The organism is Mycobacterium sp. (genome assembly GCF_032159565.1).
Taxonomy (GTDB): domain Bacteria; phylum Actinomycetota; class Actinomycetes; order Mycobacteriales; family Mycobacteriaceae; genus Mycobacterium.
Genome location: NZ_JAVHWR010000079.1, coordinates 1 through 17,246, shown reverse-complemented (window position 1 = coordinate 17,246; position 17,246 = coordinate 1). Strand labels below are relative to the sequence as shown.

15 protein-coding genes are annotated in these 17,246 nt (G+C 66.5%); 13 read left to right on the top strand and 2 right to left on the bottom strand.

The annotated features are described in order from the left end of the window. The first annotated feature begins 13 nt into the window (after positions 1-13). From uvrC to ppc, 13 genes are all read left to right on the top strand, one after another. Positions 14-1,996: an excinuclease ABC subunit UvrC gene (gene uvrC, locus QOC76_RS09710; protein ID WP_526356617.1), complete on the top strand. Its 1,983-nt coding sequence runs from the start codon at positions 14-16 to the stop codon at positions 1,994-1,996. Continuing rightward, positions 1,993-2,925 (top strand): RNase adapter RapZ, encoded by a 933-nt coding sequence (gene rapZ, locus QOC76_RS09705; RefSeq protein WP_526356616.1) that lies wholly within the window; start codon positions 1,993-1,995, stop codon positions 2,923-2,925. Before uvrC ends, rapZ begins: the two co-directional genes overlap by 4 nt. Next, positions 2,922-3,953 (top strand): gluconeogenesis factor YvcK family protein, encoded by a 1,032-nt coding sequence (locus QOC76_RS09700; protein ID WP_526356615.1) that lies wholly within the window; start codon positions 2,922-2,924, stop codon positions 3,951-3,953. The genes rapZ and QOC76_RS09700 overlap by 4 nt, the downstream gene beginning before the upstream one ends. Next, positions 3,944-4,927: a DNA-binding protein WhiA gene (gene whiA / locus QOC76_RS09695; protein WP_526356614.1), complete on the top strand. Its 984-nt coding sequence runs from the start codon at positions 3,944-3,946 to the stop codon at positions 4,925-4,927. The genes QOC76_RS09700 and whiA overlap by 10 nt, the downstream gene beginning before the upstream one ends. 82 nt (positions 4,928-5,009) lie before the next feature. Beyond that, positions 5,010-6,827 carry an ATP-binding protein gene (locus QOC76_RS09690; protein WP_526356613.1) on the top strand — a complete coding sequence of 606 codons (1,818 nt, stop codon included), beginning with the start codon at positions 5,010-5,012 and terminating at the stop codon, positions 6,825-6,827. Continuing rightward, positions 6,828-7,649, top strand: a complete 822-nt coding sequence (locus QOC76_RS09685; RefSeq protein WP_526356612.1) for a hypothetical protein — start codon at positions 6,828-6,830, stop codon at positions 7,647-7,649. A gap of 4 nt (positions 7,650-7,653) precedes the next feature. After that, positions 7,654-8,367 carry an ABC transporter substrate-binding protein gene (locus QOC76_RS09680; protein WP_526356611.1) on the top strand — a complete coding sequence of 238 codons (714 nt, stop codon included), beginning with the start codon at positions 7,654-7,656 and terminating at the stop codon, positions 8,365-8,367. A gap of 72 nt (positions 8,368-8,439) precedes the next feature. Beyond that, positions 8,440-9,462: a type I glyceraldehyde-3-phosphate dehydrogenase gene (gene gap / locus QOC76_RS09675; RefSeq protein WP_526356610.1), complete on the top strand. Its 1,023-nt coding sequence runs from the start codon at positions 8,440-8,442 to the stop codon at positions 9,460-9,462. A gap of 4 nt (positions 9,463-9,466) precedes the next feature. Continuing rightward, positions 9,467-10,693 (top strand): phosphoglycerate kinase, encoded by a 1,227-nt coding sequence (locus QOC76_RS09670; protein WP_526356609.1) that lies wholly within the window; start codon positions 9,467-9,469, stop codon positions 10,691-10,693. A gap of 19 nt (positions 10,694-10,712) precedes the next feature. Then, entirely contained in the window at positions 10,713-11,498 is a 786-nt protein-coding gene (gene tpiA / locus QOC76_RS09665; RefSeq protein ID WP_526356608.1) for a triose-phosphate isomerase, read from the top strand. Between the two features lie 30 nt (positions 11,499-11,528). Then, positions 11,529-11,762 carry a preprotein translocase subunit SecG gene (gene secG / locus QOC76_RS09660; RefSeq protein ID WP_526356607.1) on the top strand — a complete coding sequence of 78 codons (234 nt, stop codon included), beginning with the start codon at positions 11,529-11,531 and terminating at the stop codon, positions 11,760-11,762. 89 nt (positions 11,763-11,851) lie between these two features. Continuing rightward, positions 11,852-12,472 carry a hypothetical protein gene (locus tag QOC76_RS09655; protein WP_526356606.1) on the top strand — a complete coding sequence of 207 codons (621 nt, stop codon included), beginning with the start codon at positions 11,852-11,854 and terminating at the stop codon, positions 12,470-12,472. Positions 12,473-12,522: 50 nt separating this feature from the next. Next, complete coding sequence (gene ppc / locus QOC76_RS09650; protein ID WP_526356605.1) at positions 12,523-15,318, top strand: phosphoenolpyruvate carboxylase; 2,796 nt, start codon at positions 12,523-12,525, stop codon at positions 15,316-15,318. Between the two features lie 3 nt (positions 15,319-15,321). Here the strand turns inward: ppc and QOC76_RS09645 are convergent, their stop codons facing one another. Further along, positions 15,322-16,617, bottom strand: a complete 1,296-nt coding sequence (locus QOC76_RS09645) for a cytochrome P450 (protein WP_526356604.1) — start codon at positions 16,615-16,617, stop codon at positions 15,322-15,324. Continuing rightward, complete coding sequence (locus QOC76_RS09640) at positions 16,617-16,991, bottom strand: ATPase (protein WP_526356636.1); 375 nt, start codon at positions 16,989-16,991, stop codon at positions 16,617-16,619. Before QOC76_RS09640 ends, QOC76_RS09645 begins: the two co-directional genes overlap by 1 nt. Positions 16,992-17,246 lie beyond the last annotated feature (255 nt).

Sequence of the window (17,246 nt, the reverse complement as noted above, 5' to 3'; positions counted from 1 at the left end):
TAACCTGGAATCCGTGCCCGATCCAGCGACGTACCGACCCGCGCCAGGGTCGATCCCCGTCGAACCCGGCGTTTACCGGTTCCGCGATCCGCACGGCCGGGTCATCTACGTCGGCAAGGCCAAGAGCCTGCGCAGCCGGCTGAACTCCTACTTCGCCGATATCTCCGGGTTGGCGCCCCGGACACGCCAGATGGTGATGTCCGCGGGCAGCGTCGAGTGGACGGTGGTGTCCACCGAAGTCGAGGCCCTGCAGCTCGAATACAACTGGATCAAGGAGTTCGATCCGCGGTTCAACATCCGTTACCGCGACGACAAGTCCTACCCAGTGCTGGCCGTCACGCTCAACGAGGAGTATCCGCGGCTGATGGTCTACCGCGGGCCGCGCCGCAAAGGCGTCCGGTACTTCGGGCCCTACTCGCATGCCTGGGCCATCCGCGAGACACTCGATCTGCTCACCCGGGTGTTTCCGGCTCGAACGTGTTCGGCTGGAGTGTTCAAGCGCCACAAGCAGATCGACCGGCCGTGCCTGTTGGGATACATCGACAAGTGTTCGGCGCCGTGCATCGGGAGGGTGTCCGCAGAAGAACACAGGAAGATCGTGCTCGACTTCTGCGACTTCCTGGCAGGCAAAACCGACCGGCTGGCGCGCGATATGGAACGCGAGATGAACAAGGCCGCCGAGCAGCTCGACTTCGAGCGGGCGGCACGGCTGCGGGACAACATCGGCGCCCTCAAACGAGCACTGGAGAAGCAGACGGTCGTCTTCGGCGACGGCACCGACGCAGACGTGGTGGCCTTCGCCGACGACGACCTCGAGGCGGCCGTGCAGGTGTTCCACGTTCGCGGCGGGCGAGTGCGCGGCCAGCGCGGCTGGATAGTCGAAAAGTCCGGCGATCCCGAGGATTCCGGCCAAGGGCACCTCGTCGAGCAGTTCCTCACCCAGTTCTACGGGGATCAGGCTGAGTTGGGCGGCGCGGCCGACGAGTCGACCAACCCGGTGCCACGTCAGATCCTGGTTCCCGTGCTGCCGCCCAACGCCGACGAACTCGAGACCTGGCTGTGCGGGCTGCGCGGATCACGGGTGGCGCTTCGGGTGCCGAGGCGCGGCGACAAGCGGGCGCTCGCCGAAACGGTCAAACGCAACGCGCAAGGTGCGCTGGCGCAGCACAAGCTCAAGCGGGCAGGCGACTTCACCGCGAGATCTGCTGCACTGCAAAGTATTCAGGAGGCTCTCGGGCTGGCCGATGCGCCGCTGCGCATCGAATGCGTCGACATCAGCCACGTCCAGGGCACCGATGTGGTGGCGTCGCTCGTGGTGTTCGAGGACGGCCTGCCACGCAAATCCGACTACCGCCACTACGCGATCCGCGAGGCGGCGGGCGGCGGGCGCTCCGACGACGTGGCATCCATCGCGGAGGTGACGCGGCGTCGGTTCGCGCGGCACGTATCCGATCTGCAGCACACCAGTGTGCTTACCGCGGAAGGGAAGTCGCGCAAGTTCGCCTATCCGCCCAACCTGTATGTGGTCGATGGCGGCGCCCCGCAGGTCAACGCGGCGGCGGCGGTCCTCGAGGAGCTCGGCGTCTCCGACGTGGCCGTCATCGGGCTGGCCAAGCGGCTGGAGGAGGTGTGGGTGCCGTCGGAACCCGACCCGGTGATCATGCCCCGCAACAGCGAAGGGCTTTTCCTGTTGCAGCGGGTGCGAGACGAGGCGCACCGCTTCGCGATCACCTACCACCGCAGCAAGCGGTCCAAGCGGATGACGGCGTCGGCACTGGACTCGGTGCCCGGGTTGGGGGAGCATCGGCGAAAGGCGCTGGTCACGCACTTCGGGTCGGTGGCCCGGCTGAAGCAGGCCAGCGTCGAGGAGATCACCACTGTGCCGGGCATCGGTCTGACGACCGCAAGAGCCGTCCTGGAGGCGCTGGGCGTAGCCGCCGAATCGTCAGCGCCCGCCTCGGCGATCGGCAATGATCAGACCAGGGCATCGGGATGACGGACGAAGGCGCGGGTGAGGATTTGCGGGGGCAGGACGATGCGACCCGCGGTACGGGCGCGGAATCGGGCATCGACGTCGTCCTCGTCACGGGTCTTTCCGGTGCGGGTCGCGGCACCGCGGCCAAGGTGCTCGAAGACCTCGGGTGGTATGTCGCAGACAATCTGCCGCCCGAGCTCATCGCCCGCATGGTCGACCTGGGTCTTGCGGCGGGCTCGCGAATCACCCAGCTGGCCGTGGTGATGGACGTGCGATCGCGTGGTTTTACCGGCGACTTGGACTGGGTGCGCAAGGATTTGGCGACGCGTGACATCGCACCGCGAGTCTTGTTCTTGGAGGCCTCCGACGACATTCTGGTGCGGCGCTACGAGCAGAACCGGCGCAGCCACCCGCTGCAGGGCAACCAGACACTCGCCGAGGGCATCGCCGCCGAGCGCGCCATGCTGGCGCCGGTGCGCGCGACCGCCGACCTGATCATCGACACCTCGACGTTGCCCGTACCTGCGCTGCGGGAGAGCATCGAGAGCGCTTTCGGGGGCGAGACCGTCGCCTACACCAGCGTGACCGTGGAGTCCTTCGGCTACAAGTACGGATTACCGATGGATGCCGACACGGTGATGGATGTCCGATTCCTGCCGAACCCGCACTGGGTGGACGAACTCCGCAGGCACACCGGGCAGCATCCCGCCGTGCGCGAGTACGTGTTGGGGCAGCCGGGCGCGGCGGAGTTTCTCGAGACCTACCATCGACTACTGGACCTCGTCATCGAGGGCTACCGCCGGGAGGGGAAGCGCTACATGACCGTTGCCATCGGCTGCACCGGCGGCAAGCATCGCAGCGTCGCGATGGCAGAGGCGCTGGCCGGACGACTGCAGGGCGGTGACCAACTCACGGTGCGAGTGCTGCACCGAGACCTGGGCCGCGAATGAATTCGCGCGTCGTCGCACTGGGCGGCGGCCACGGGCTCTATGCCACGTTGTCGGCCGCCCGCAGGCTCACCCCGCATGTCACCGCCGTGGTCACGGTTGCCGATGACGGCGGTTCATCGGGGCGGCTGCGCAGCGAGCTCGACGTGGTGCCGCCCGGCGATCTGCGAATGGCATTGGCGGCTCTGGCGTCCGACAGCCCGCACGGCCGGCTGTGGGCGACGATTCTTCAGCACAGGTTCGGCGGCAGCGGCGCGCTGGCAGGCCATCCCATCGGCAACCTGTTGATGGCGGGCCTCAACGAAGTGCTCGCCGATCCCGTTGCGGCGCTTGACGAATTGGGCCGCATTCTCGGTGTCAAGGGCCGGGTGCTGCCGATGTGCCCGATCGCACTGCAGATCGAGGCGGATGTCGCAGGGCTTGAATCGGATCCGCGAATGAGCCGGGTGATCCGCGGCCAGGTGGCGATCGCCACCACGCCGGGCAAGGTGCGCAGGGTGCGGCTGCTGCCCAGCGACCCGCCGGCCACTCGCCAGGCGGTGGACGCGATCATGAACGCCGACCTCGTGGTGCTCGGCCCCGGCTCGTGGTTCACCAGTGTGATTCCGCACGTCCTGGTGCCGGAGTTGAGGGCCGCGTTGCAGGCCACCTCCGCTCGACGTGCATTGGTGCTGAACCTGGTGGCGGAGCCGGGGGAGACGGCGGGTTTCTCAGTCGAACGGCATATCCATGTGCTGTCCCAGCATGCGCCGGGTTTCACGGTGAACGAGATCGTCGTCGACGCATCTCGCGTGCCTGGTGAGCGGGAGCGCGAGCAGCTCAGTCGGACCGCCACGATACTGGGTGCTGCAGTTCAGTTTGCTGAGGTGTCTCGACCTGGTACACCTTTACATGACCCGGCGAGGTTGGCCGCGGCGTTGGAGGGGGTCCGTCTGCGTGGGACGGGACCCGGTGGGAATCTCCAGCAGCCGACGACCTCCGCACCCGCCCGAACAGTTTACGGACCGAGAGGTGACGACCAGTGGCGATGACAGCCGAGGTCAAGGACGAGCTGAGCCGTCTTGTTGTCAATTCGGTCAGTGCGCGCCGTGCCGAGGTGGCGTCGTTGCTGCGGTTCGCCGGAGGCCTGCACATCGTTTCGGGCCGTGTCGTGGTCGAGGCCGAGGTGGATCTAGGGATCATCGCGCGTCGGCTTCGGAAGGACATCTTCGACCTGTACGGGTACAACGCCGTCGTTCATGTGTTGTCCGCCAGCGGGATTCGCAAGAACACCCGGTATGTGGTTCGTGTCGCCAAGGACGGCGAAGCGCTGGCGCGCCAGACCGGACTTCTTGATCTCCGTGGCCGTCCGGTGCGCGGTCTGCCCGCACAGGTGGTCGGCGGCAGCGTAGCCGACGCGGAGGCGGCCTGGCGCGGCGCGTTTTTGGCTCACGGTTCGCTGACAGAACCCGGTCGGTCATCCGCACTGGAAGTCAGTTGCCCGGGACCAGAGGCCGCGCTGGCCCTGGTGGGTGCCGCGCGACGGCTCGGTGTGAGCGCCAAGGCGCGCGAGGTCCGCGGCGCCGACCGCGTCGTCGTGCGCGACGGAGAGGCCATCGGCGCGTTGCTGACCCGGATGGGCGCCCAGGACACCAGGCTGACGTGGGAAGAGCGCCGGATGCGCCGCGAGGTGCGAGCGACCGCGAACCGGCTGGCGAACTTCGACGACGCGAACCTGCGGCGATCGGCCAGGGCCGCGGTGGCGGCTGCCGCTCGGGTCGAGCGGGCATTGGCCATCCTCGGCGACTCCGTTCCGGACCACCTCGCCGCCGCCGGCAAATTGCGGGTCGAACACCGGCAGGCGTCGCTCGAGGAGCTCGGCAGGCTGGCCGACCCGGTGATGACGAAAGACGCTGTGGCAGGCCGTATTCGGCGGCTGCTGTCGATGGCCGACCGCAAGGCCAAACAAGAGGGAATTCCCGACACCGAGTCGGCCGTCACCCCGGATCTGCTCGACGACGCCTAGCACAAGCTTGAAATTGCACTGGCGGTCGTGATTTCGTGCTGAGCACGACCATAGGCGCAATCTTTTGTGCGATCCTGTGCGAATGTCGGCTCCATCCGGGGTGGTGACGTTCCTGTTCACCGACATCGAGGGTTCGACCCGTCGGTGGGAGTCCGACGCGGGCGCGATGCGCTCGGCGCTTGCCGCACACGATGCCGTTATGCGCAGAGCGATCGAAGCGCACGGCGGTTTCCTTTTCAAGCACACCGGTGACGGTGTGATCGCGGCGTTCGCATCGCCCACGTCCGCATTGGATGCGGCGATTGCGGCGCAGCGAGAGTTGGATTTGCCGGTGCGGATGGGGATAGCCACCGGTGAGGCGACGCTTGCGGACGGCGATTACTTCGGCGCGGTGCTCAACCGCGCGGCCCGGGTGATGGCGGCAGGGCATGGCGGACAGATCTTGGTGGCGGACTCGACGGCTTCCTTGGTCAGTGGCGTGGACCTTTCCGATCTGGGACCGCGGCGACTTCGCGATGTACCGGCACCGGTCGGCTTGTTTCAAGTCCGCGCACCAGGTCTACGCCAGGAGTTCCCGCCGCTGCGTGCACTCGACACCAGCCCGGGCAACCTACGGCAGGCGACGACGAGCTTCATCGGACGCGATGCGGAAGTCGCCGAGATCAAAGACGCCGTCCGCAGTCATCGGCTGATTACCCTGACCGGTGTCGGCGGCGTCGGCAAGACCCGACTGGCCCTGGAAGCCGCTACACAGTTGGGTGACGAATTTCCAGACGGCATATGGCTTTTCGAGCTTGCGGCAGTGACCGATCCGGCAGCCGTACCCGGCGCGGTGGCATCGGTGCTCGGCATCACGCAGCAGCCTGGTAAGACCCTCGCGGAGTCGGTGGCCGCGGGCCTCGAAGGCAGAACTCGGTTGCTGGTGTTCGACAATTGTGAGCACGTCCTCGATGCCGCGGCCGATCTGGTCGACGCCGTCCTCGGGCAATCGCCGACGCTCAAAGTCCTGGCAACCAGCCGCGAAGGGCTTGGAGCCGCCGACGAGCAGGTGTGGCGGGTCCGATCGCTGGAGATATCAACGGCGGCAGACCTCTTCGTCGAGCGCGCTCGCAGTGTTACGCAAAGCTTTACGGAGGACGAGGCGGCGACGATCGAAGACATCTGCCGTCGCCTCGACGGCATCCCGTTGGCCGTCGAGTTGGCGGCGTCGCGGATGGCGTCGATGACCGCAGGCGAGGTACGTGACCGTCTCGATCAGCGTTTCCGGCTGCTCGTCGGATCCCGCCGCGGCCTGGAACGCCACCAGACACTGCGTCACGCCGTTCAGTGGTCCTACGACCTTCTCGCTGATGAGGAAAGGGTGCTGCTGGAGAGATGTTCAGTGTTCGCCGGGGGATTCGACCACCAAAGCGCCTGTGCCATCGCAGGTTTAGCTGACGACTTCGCCGCGATCGACTTGTTGGACGCCTTGGTGCGGAAGTCACTGCTGGTCGCTGACCGCTCGTCCGGCCGAACACGTTTCTCGATGCTGGAGACGATCCGCCAGTTCGCCGAGGAGCAACTCGCCGCCAGGGGCGAGGCGAACGATGTGCGCGCGGCGCACGCGCTCTATTTCGCTGGCCGGGAAGCCGACATGCTTGCGATATGGGACAGTCCCCGACAGCGGGAGGCGTACGACTGGTTTGCCACCGAGCTGGCCAATCTGCGCACCGCGTTTCGATGGGCCGCCGACCAGAAGGACCTCGACAGCGCAGCTGCCATCGTGACGTTGGCGGGTTGGTTCGGTATCTTGGTCGAGAATTTCGAGCCGGTTACCTGGGCCGAAGAGATCATCGAACCGTTACAAGCCAAGAACCATCCGAGGCTCGTCTCATCGTGCGCAGTTGCGTCGGTGTGCTAGATGTTCGGCCGCGCCGATGATGCTCTCCGCTATAACGGCATCGCCGAATCGGTGATGCACCACGATTCGGTCGCAGCGCCTTTCGGCCTCGAGGCGCTGTGGCTCGGTGCGGTCTACTCCGCCATCGACGAGCCGGACCGCTATATCGCTCACTACCGACGGCAAATGGAGCTGGGTCGTGACCCGTTCGAGCTCAGCAGGGCATGCGTGGTCATCGCCCTGCTCTCGGCGGGTCGGGATGGGGAAGCGCAATCGCTCGCGGACGGCCTCGTCGAAGCCGCCGAGCGGACGGACAATCCGTATGCGATCTCCTTTGCTCTGCTCGCCTTCGCCATGGCGAGCAGCATGAAGAATCCTCTTGGGGTAATTGACAGCCTGCGCCGAGGGCTGGTGATCGCCCAGGAGAGCGGCAATAAGGCCAACGTCTCGTATCTGGCGATGACCCTGGCGATGACATTGGGCCGTGTCGAGGGCGACCAATCCGGGCCGTTGGACAACCTCAGGCTCGCTATCGGTAACTACTTCGACGCGGGCAGCATCGCCCAGATCCGCGCCGCGCTTGGCCTTTTCATGACGTTGCTCGACCGTCGCGGCGACTACGAGCCTGCGGCCATCATCGGTGGATTCGCATCCGTCAGTCCAACGGCCGCGCCCTCGGTTGCCGAATTCAATGACGGGCTCCCGCATCTGCGGGAGGTACTGGGCGAAGAAACGTACGGGCGGCTTGCCCACGAAGGTGAGGCGATGACGATGGCCGCGATGGTGTCCTACGCCTACGAGCAGATCGACCGAGTGCGAGGCGAGCTCGAACAACTACCGTGAGCGCATGCAGACACTGAGAGTCGGCGCGGCCTACCCCGATCCTCCATTCAACGGCATGCCGGACGGCGGTGGACTTGATGTCGACCTGATGACCGCGGTCGCCGACAAGCTCGGCATGCGCATCGAATTCATCCCCTACGAAGGCGCCGACTTCAACGGCATCTTCGACGCGCTGAACGCCAAGGACTTCGACTGTGTCGCCGCGGGAACGACCGTGACGCCCGATCGGGAGAAGAAGGCGGAATTCGTCCCTCCCTACTTGATCAGCGGTCAGTCGCTCGCCGTGAACACCCGCAGGCTGCCGACCGTGCGCTCGGTCGACGATCTCGAAGGTCTGACCATCGGCGTGCAGCACGGCAACACCAGCCTCTCGATCGCCGAGCAGCTCGTGGCCGACGGCAGGGCAGCCGGGATCAAGGTCTACGACTACGGGAGCATCCGCGCAGCCCTCGCCGACCTCACCGCAGGCGGGTGCGATGCATTCATGAAGCTGGCCCCTGTGCTCACCGAACTCGTCAAGCCGATCGCCGATGTCGAGGTCGTGCAGCAGGGCATTTCCACCGAGGACATCGCAGTCGCGGTCGGCCTCGGCGACCAGGAACTTCTGGCCAGAATCAGTGTCGCCCAGGCCGAGCTGGAAGAGGTCGGCACGCTGCAGCGAATCCGTCGCAAATGGCTGGGTAATCCCTACACCGACCAGAGCCTCGGCATGCTCTGACCAGTCTGCGCGTGACGCCACTCACACCACTACGCTTGCCTGTGAGCAGCACGGCGAAAAAGGGAGAGACAAGTGACGATCCGGGTTGGCGTGAACGGCTTCGGTCGAATCGGCCGCAACTTCTACCGGGCGCTGGCGGCGCAGAAGGCCGAGGGCAAGAGCACCGACATCGAGGTCATCGCGGTCAATGACCTCACCGACAACGCCACCCTGGCGCACCTGCTCAAGTTCGACTCGATCCTAGGCCGCTACCCGGACGAAATCAGCCTCGAAGGCGACGACACCATCGTCATCGGCAACGCCAAGGTCAAGGCACTCGAGGTCAAGGAAGGCCCGTCGGCGCTGCCGTGGGGCGACCTCGGCGTCGACGTCGTCGTCGAGTCCACGGGCATCTTCACCGATGCCGCCAAGGCCAAGGGGCATCTCGACGCCGGGGCCAAGAAGGTGATCATCTCCGCACCCGCCAAGGGCGAGGACCTCACCATCGTGCTGGGCGTCAACGACGACAAGTACGACGGCAGCCAGAACATCATCTCCAACGCGTCGTGCACCACGAACTGCCTCGGCCCGCTGGCCAAGGTGCTCAACGACGAGTTCGGCATCGTACGGGGCCTGATGACCACCGTGCACGCCTACACTCAGGACCAGAACCTCCAGGACGGGCCGCACAAGGATCTGCGTCGCGCCCGCGCCGCCGCGCTGAACATCGTGCCGACCTCGACCGGCGCCGCCAAGGCGATCGGCCTGGTGCTGCCCGAGCTGAAGGGCAAGCTCGACGGCTACGCCCTGCGCGTCCCCATCCCCACCGGTTCATGCACCGACCTGACCGCCGAACTGTCGAAGGCGCCCACCGCCGACGAGATCAACGCGGCATTCAAGGCCGCCGCCGACGGCCCGCTCAAGGGCATCCTCAAGTACTACGACGCGCCGATCGTGTCCAGCGACATCGTCACCGACCCGCACAGCTGCATCTTCGACTCGGGTCTGACCAAGGTGATCGACAACCAGGCCAAGACCGTGGCCTGGTACGACAACGAGTGGGGCTACTCCAACCGTCTCGTGGACCTGGTCGCGCTGGTCGGCAAGTCGCTCTAGTCAGATGCCGATCAAGACGCTCGATGACCTTCTTGCAGAAGGGGTTTCGGGCCGGGGCATACTGGTCCGCTCCGACCTGAACGTCCCACTCGACGACGATCGCAACATCACCGATCCAGGCCGGATCACCGCTTCGGTACCCACGTTGAAGGAGCTATCCGACGCGGGCGCGAAGGTCGTTGTCACCGCGCACCTCGGCAGGCCCAAGGACGGTCCCGACCCGAAGTTCTCACTCGCCCCGGTCGCGAAGGCGTTGGCGGAGCGGCTGGGCCGCCACGTCCAGCTGGCTGCGGATGTGGTGGGAACCGACGCCCTGGCCCGCGCCGAGGGTCTCACCGACGGCGACATCCTGTTGCTGGAGAACATCCGCTTCGACCCGCGCGAAACCAGCAAGGACGACAACGAGCGGCTGGCGCTGGCCAGACAGTTGGCCGAACTCGTCGCCGCCCCCGACGGCTCACCGGGGGCTTTCGTATCCGACGGCTTCGGGGTGTTGCACCGCAAGCAAGCGTCGGTTTACGACGTGGCGACCCTGATGCCGCACTATGCGGGCAAGCTGGTGGCCGCCGAGATCGCGGTGCTCGAGCAGCTGACCAGCTCGACCGAACGGCCCTACGCGGTGGTGCTCGGCGGTTCGAAGGTGTCCGACAAGCTGGCGGTCATCGAGAACCTCGCCACCAAGGCCGACAGTCTGGTGATCGGCGGCGGTATGTGCTTCACCTTCCTCGCCTCGCAGGGTGTTTCGGTCGGCAACTCCCTGCTCGAGGAAAGCATGATCGACACCTGTCGCAAGCTGATGGAGGATTACGGTGACGTCATCCACCTGCCCGTCGACATCGTGGTGGCAGAGCAGTTCGCGGCGGACTCCCCGCCGGAGCGTGTGCCCGCCGACCAGATTCCCGACGGCAAGATAGGCCTGGACATCGGCCCCGGCTCGGTGAAGCGGTTTACCAACCTGCTGTCCAATGCCAAGACCATCTTCTGGAACGGCCCCATGGGCGTGTTCGAGTTCCCCGCATTCGCCCACGGCACCAAGGGCGTCGCCGAGGCCATCATCGGCGCGACGAGGAAGGGCGCGTTCAGCGTCGTCGGCGGCGGTGACTCGGCTGCCGCCGTGCGTCAACTCGGTCTGCCGGAGGACGGCTTCTCACACATTTCCACCGGTGGCGGGGCTTCTCTGGAATACCTTGAGGGCAAGACGCTGCCCGGCATCGAAGTGCTGGAATCTTGAACCTGCTGGAAGGGTGGATATGAGCCGCAAGCCGCTGATCGCCGGCAACTGGAAGATGAACCTCAACCATTTCGAAGCGATCGCGCTGGTGCAGAAAATCGCCTTCTCGCTGCCCGACAAGTACTTCGACAAGGTCGACGTCGCCGTCCTCCCGCCGTTCACCGACCTGCGCAGTGTGCAGACCCTCGTCGACGGCGACAAGCTGCGGCTGACCTACGGCGCGCAGGACCTCTCGCAGCACGATTCGGGCGCCTACACCGGCGACATCAGCGGTGCGTTCCTGGCCAAGCTGGGCTGCACTTACGTCATCGTCGGCCACTCCGAACGCCGCACCTACCACGCCGAAGATGACTCGCTGGTCGCCGCGAAGGCCGCCGCTGCATTCAGGCACCAGCTGACGCCGATCGTCTGCATCGGTGAACAGCTCGAGGTCCGCGAGGCCGGCAACCACGTCGAACACAACCTCGAGATGCTGCGCGGCTCCTTGGCCGGGCTGTCGGCCGAACAAATCGGTGCGGCCGTCATCGCCTACGAACCCGTATGGGCGATCGGCACCGGCCGCGTCGCCAGCGCGGCGGACGCACAAGAGGTCTGCAAGGCGATCCGCGAGGAACTCGGCAAGCTGGCCGGCCCCCAGTTGGCCGCCGGAATCCGGCTGCTGTACGGCGGCTCGGTGAACGCCAAGAACGTGGGCGAGATCGTGGCCCAGGAGGACGTCGACGGCGCGCTGGTCGGGGGCGCGTCGCTCGACGCCGAACAGTTCGCCACCTTGTCGGCAATCGCCGCTGGCGGGCCGCTTCCTTAGCAGGGCCGCTCAACCTGTAATCTGGCGGCCATGGAATTGGGCCTGCAGATTGCGCTGGTGGTCACCAGTGTGTTGGTGATCCTGCTCGTGCTGCTGCACCGCGCCAAGGGTGGCGGCTTGTCCACCCTGTTCGGCGGCGGCGTTCAGTCCAGCCTGTCCGGGTCGACCGTGGTGGAGAAGAACCTCGACCGGTTGACACTGTTCATCACCGGCATCTGGCTTGTCTGCATCGTCGGCGTCGCCTTGCAGATCAAGTACGCCTAGCGCCTACGCCGCAGTTCCAGCGGGGCGGCAACTTGTGTGATTCAGTTTTACGTAGTGCCCGTGTCGGGCCCGTCACACGAGAAGGCCATATGAACACTCCGCAGGGGCCGCCGTATCGGCACAACCAACCACCGCAGTACCGGCAACCTCCGCCTCCGCATTACCGTCCGGCGCCGCCACCGCCGAATCCGCAGCATTACCGCCCGCAGCCGCCTCCACCGCCGAATCCGCAGCAGCAATACCGCCAGCCGCTGCAGTACGGACAGCCGCCCGCGCCCCAACACCATGGCCCGCAGCCGGGCCCGTACGGGCAGGCAGGCGAGGGCATTGCGGTGAACACCCAATTCTTTCCGTTGGCCTGGGTGTTGTTCTTCGTCAAGCCGAAGGTTGCCGTCGACGGGCAGGAGATACCGGTGTCGGGATGGGGGCGCACGCACGTGCCCGCCCGCGCCGGCCAGCACCATGTGCACGTGTACGTGCCGTACTTCCTGCCGCCGAAGATGGGTCCTGCGGACGCGACGGCCGATGTGCGGCCGGGCCAGGTCGCCGAACTCGAGTACAAGGCGCCGATGTGGGCATTCAGCGCCGGCTCGCTCGGCGTCGGCCCGCAGAAATACAACGGCGTCGGCATCACCATTGCCATCGTGGCGATCCCTTTCGTACTCCTGTTCCTGGTGATCCTCCTCACGATCGTGGTGGCTGCCATCTGACACGGGCGTCCCGCCCTGCAGGCTGATTCCCGGTCGCCGATAATCGGGTAATGGCTGACGGACCCGACACCTCACTGGCCCCGATCGGCTCTGTGCATCGCACCAAGGTCGGCCGGGAAGCCACCGAGCCGATGCGGGAAGACATTCGGCTCCTCGGCACCATCTTGGGCGATACGGTCCGCGAGCAGAACGGCGATGAGGTCTTCGACCTCGTCGAGCGGGCACGGGTTGAGTCCTTCCGGGTGCGCCGCTCCGAGATCGACCGGGCAGAGCTCGCCGGGATGTTCGACGGCATCGACATCCACCGGGCCATCCCCGTCATCCGCGCGTTCACCCATTTCGCATTGCTGGCGAACGTCGCCGAGGACATCCACAGGGAGCGCCGCCGCGCCGTCCACGTGGCGTCAGGCCAGCCGCCACAGGACAGCAGCCTGGCCGCCACCTACGACAAGCTCGATTCCGCGGAGCTGGACTCCGCGACCGTAGCCGAGACGCTGAGGGGTGCACTGGTGTCACCGGTGATCACCGCGCACCCCACCGAGACCAGACGCCGCACGGTCTTCGACACCCAGCACCGCATCACGGAACTGATGCGGTTGCGCCTGCACTCCCACACTCACACCGCCGATGGTCGCGACATCGAAACCGAACTGCGGCGCAACATCCTGACGCTGTGGCAGACCGCGTTGATCCGACTGTCCCGGTTGAAGATCGGGGACGAGATCGAAACCGGTCTGCGCTACTACCCGGCTGCGTTTCTGGAGGTCATCCCGAAGGTGAACGCCGAAGTGCGCGCAGCGCTTCAGGCTCGCTGGCCGGATGCCCACCTTCTCGACGAGCCGATCCTGCGGCCGGGGTCGTGGATCGGCGGAGACCGCGACGGTAACCCGAACGTCACCTCCGACGTCGTCCGCCTGGCCACCTCCCGCGCCGCCTACACCGCGCTCGCGCACTACTTCGTGGAGATCACCGCGCTGGAGGAAGAGCTGTCGATGTCGGCGCGGCTGGTCACGGTCAGCGACGAGCTGGTGGCGCTGGCCGACGCGTGCGAGGAGCCGGCACGCGCCGACGAGCCCTACCGGCGTGCGCTGCGGGTCATCCACGGCAGGCTCACCGCCACCGCCCAGCAGGCGCTCGACGACCAGCCCGAGCACGAGTTGCACCTCGGCCTCGAGCGCTACGAATCGCCGGGGGAGCTGCTGACCGATCTGGACGTCGTCGACGGCTCACTGCGGGCCAACGGCAGCGCGGTACTGGCCGACGACCGGCTCGCGCGGCTACGGGAAGCCGTGCGCACCTTCGGCTTTCACCTGTCGGGGCTTGATATGCGGCAGAACTCCGATGTGCACGAGGAAGTCGTCGCGGAGCTGCTGGCATGGGCGGGCGTACATCCCGACTACCGTTCGCTGCCCGAACCCGACCGTGTCGACCTGCTGGTGGCCGAGCTCGGCACCCGGCGGCCGCTGATCGGTGACGGCGCCGAACTGTCCGAGCTCGCACGTAAGGAACTCGACATCTGCGGCGCCGCCGCCCGAGCCGTCAACGTTTTGGGCCCGCTCGCCGTCCCCAACTACATCATCTCGATGTGCCAGTCCGTATCGGACATGCTCGAGGCGGCCGTGCTGCTGAAAGAGGTAGGCCTTATCGACGCGTCCGGACCGGACGCATACTGCCCGGTGAGTATCGTGCCGCTGTTCGAAACCATCGACGATCTGCAGCGCGGCTCGTCGATTCTCGAAGCGGCGCTTGACCTTCCGCTGTACCGGTCGTTGGTGGCCTCCCGCGGGGACAGCCAGGAGGTCATGCTCGGCTACTCCGACTCCAACAAGGACGGCGGCTATCTGGCGGCCAACTGGGCGTTGTACCGCGCCGAGCTCGACCTCGTCGAGTCCGCCCGCAAGACGGGAATCCGGTTGCGGCTGTTCCACGGTCGCGGCGGCACCGTCGGGCGCGGCGGCGGCCCCAGCTACGACGCGATACGGGCGCAGCCGCCCGGCGCGGTGAACGGGTCGTTGCGGCTCACCGAGCAGGGCGAGGTCATCGCCGCAAAGTACGCGGAGCCGCGGGTCGCGCATCGCAACCTGGAAACCCTGCTCGCCGCAACCCTTGAGGCGTCGCTGCTCGATGTCGAAGGGCTCGGCGATCAGGCCGAACCCGCCTACGAGGTGCTCGACGATCTGGCCGCTCGCGCGCACCGCGCCTACGCCGAATTAGTCCATGAGACACCGGGTTTCGTCGACTACTTCAAGGCGTCCACGCCGGTCGGCGAGATCGGCGCGCTGAACATCGGCAGCAGGCCGACGTCGCGCAAGCCGACCACGTCGATCTCCGACCTACGAGCGATCCCGTGGGTTCTGGCGTGGAGCCAGTCGCGTGTCATGCTGCCGGGCTGGTATGGCACCGGCACCGCGTTCGAGGAGTGGATCTCAGAGGAAGACGGCAGGCTGGAACTGCTGCAGGATCTCTACCGGCGGTGGCCGTTCTTCCGCACGGTGCTGTCGAACATGGCTCAGGTGCTCGCGAAGTCGGATATGGGCCTGGCGGCGCGTTACGCGGAGTTGGTCGATGACGAGGCGCTGCGTCGGCGGGTGTTCGACAAGATCGTCGACGAGCACGACCGCACCATCCGAATGCACGAGGCGATCACCGGGCACGACGACCTGCTTGCCGACAATCCCGCGTTGGCACGGTCGGTGTTCAACCGTTTCCCGTACCTGGAACCGTTGAACCACCTTCAGGTGGAACTGTTGCGGCGGTACCGCTCCGGCGACGACGACGAACTCGTTCAGCGCGGCATTCTGCTGACGATGAGCGGGCTGGCGACCGCGCTCAGAAACAGCGGGTAGTCCTCAACGCGGCGCGTAGTCGACCGGGCACCGATCGGCCGAACGCGCCACCCCGCCGATCTGTTCCGGCACCGGCCGAGGGTGGTCGGTCCAGCGCGGGGTCATCCGGTAGTGGCCGAGAAGCCGAGTCATGGCCGACGTCATCGCCGCGAGCGAGAACGGCTGTGCCGGGCAGGTGTGCCGACCGTGCCCGAACGCCGTGACCAGCATCGGCGACGGCAGCGCGCTCTGGTCGGCGAGCCGATACCTGTTCCAGCGGGCGGGGTCCCAGTGCTTCAGGTCCGGCGCGACGGAAGTGTTGAGCAGCGGCAGCAGGGTGGCGATGGTCCATCCGGCAGGCACGCGATAGGTCACATCGCCGGTGTCGATGTCGACGGGAGCCAGCACCGCCCGCGACATGATCGAGCGTTGCGCGAGCCTCGTGCTTTCCAACGCGCAGCGTTGCGCCAACTCACCGTCGCCTCCGATGACAGCGTCGAGTTCGGCGGGATGCTCGAGAAGATCGACCAGGGCCCAGCCGAGCGCGGCCATCAGGTTGGACATCGACGCGATGTGTATCAGCGCCACATCCAATCCGATCCCACGGATCCGGGCCGAAGCCTCCGTCTGCGACGACCACGCTCCGACGATCCTGCCGAACAGCGAGGTGTCGGCCCGTTGCCGGATGTCCAGCCGGCGTACTGCGTCCGCCACCACTGCGACGACCTCATTCAGCGCCGCCCGCTCGGACCGCTTGTCCGACGCGGCGACCGCGGCCATCGCATCCGGGTGGACGAACGCGTCGGAGCCGTCCAGCGCGTCGAATGCCGACACCAGCCGTTCAAAGGCATCTCCTTCGGTCGATCCCGGACCCGCCCACGACGCCAGGCCCATCCGGTGTCCGAGCCTGCGGGTGAGGTCGAACAGGTTCACCGAACCGTCGGACCCGAGCTCGGTGACGGTCTGGTCCAGCGCGCGGCGCAGATAGCTCAGGTATGACGCGACGTCGTCACGCCGGAACAGCGAATCAGGCAGGGTGCGCCTGCCGACGAAGATCTCGTCGGGAAGCTTGCGGCGCAGCATCAGGTAGTCGGCGACACCCTTGCTCGCCTTGTTCTCGGGCAGGGCGTAGAACGACTCGACGCCCATGGGGGAAAACGTGAACAGATAGCGGTCACCGCCGCTCTCGACGGCAAAGGTGTCACCGTGACGGGCCCGTGCCTCGCCGATGGTGGCGACGGCATCGTCGACGGGCACATCCCACGGCAGCCCGATGCCCTCGGCGATCGGAGGCGACGGCGTTGGGACGCTGTTCGGCACTACAGCCGAGTCGTCCGGCGCACCGCACTGATCGCACCGCGGACAGCCGATTCGGTTGCGGCAAGGGGCGCGATTGCGGCTTCGCCGATGCCGACGATCCGTTCGACGCGATCCACGATGCCCTCGAGGCGGTCGACCACCGCGTTCAGGCGTGGTGCCAGTTCGTTGATGCGGCTGATCGTGTCGTTGAACCGTTCCAGGGTGGCGTCGAGGTTGCCGGTGGACTTGTTGAGATCCTCGAGCGTGTCGGCCAGCCCGACCAGGACGGCGTCGACCTGGTCGACCGTGACGTCCGCATTCAGCGCCGCCTGCGCGAGTTTTTGGATTCGCTCCCGCCCGGTGCGGGCACCGGACCTGCCACCCTTGTCTGCCATGACGGTCATTTGACCACACCACTGGAACCGTGGTGGCCGACCGCTCGTCTGACCTGCATGCAGCGCAAACAGTGCCAGAGCCGCCCCCGGTGGACGACCGACCGTGACACGGAGCGACAGCTCAGCGACTACACCGCCGGTTTCGCCGACGGAGAGTCGGACAGCGCCGACGCGTCGTTGAGCACCGAATAGGCGAGCCGCCGTCGCGCCGGTCGCGCCGCGCCCGGGAAGCGCTGGCGCGCGGCCGACCGAAGT